This is a genomic window from Neisseria sp. P0021.S007, from assembly GCF_051956855.1.
Genome location: NZ_JBQCXA010000497.1, coordinates 1 through 702, shown reverse-complemented (window position 1 = coordinate 702; position 702 = coordinate 1). Strand labels below are relative to the sequence as shown.

At 54.0% G+C, this 702-nt stretch carries 1 pseudogene; it reads left to right on the top strand.

Annotation, left to right across the window (positions count from 1 at the left end):
- A pseudogene (locus ACTHUR_RS14230) lies at positions 1-611 on the top strand (twin-arginine translocation pathway signal); the annotation flags it as partial.
- Positions 612-702: the final 91 nt, after the last annotated feature.

Sequence of the window (702 nt, the reverse complement as noted above, 5' to 3'; positions counted from 1 at the left end):
CCGTCGCCCTGACCGCGCAACACGTTATTTCCGCCATGCCGCTGATGGTCGCCGCCCGCATCATCGAAAATCCCGCGCAATACGGTTTGGACATTCCCGAATACGCCCCGTGGTTGGTCGCCAATTTCGAATTGCACAGCTTCCCGAAAGAAAAAAATAACAGCGAAACCGCGTGGGATAACGTCATTTACGGCAGCCAAGGACTCGGCTACGTTATCGCTACCAACCAGCTCATCCGTGTCGCCCGCCCCGAACGCACCATCTTCACCGCCTATGCCGCGCTCAACCACGACACCCCGCAAACCGTCCGCCGCCAACTGCTCGAAGCCACCGACGAAGAACTGCGCGACTTGGCAGCCAAAGACTTGATTGCCGCCTACGGAGAGAGCTTCTGGCAACACGTTTCCCACGTTGATGTTACGGTGCGCGGACACGGTATGAGTGTACCGAAAGCCGGTTATCTGAACGATGCATCTTTGTTAAAAATCAGAAACCGCGCGTCAGGCTTGCTGTTTGCCCACAGCGATTTGAGCGGCTATTCGGTATTCGAGGAGGCTTTGTATTGGGGCGTGGAAGCGGCTAGGAAGGTGTTGGAACGGAGGGATGGTTGATTTTTATGTTGATTGGATTATTTTTCGTCTCGCCTAGCGCGGATGCCAAATAATCGGTGCTATAATCCCGCTTCGTTTGAATATTTAAATC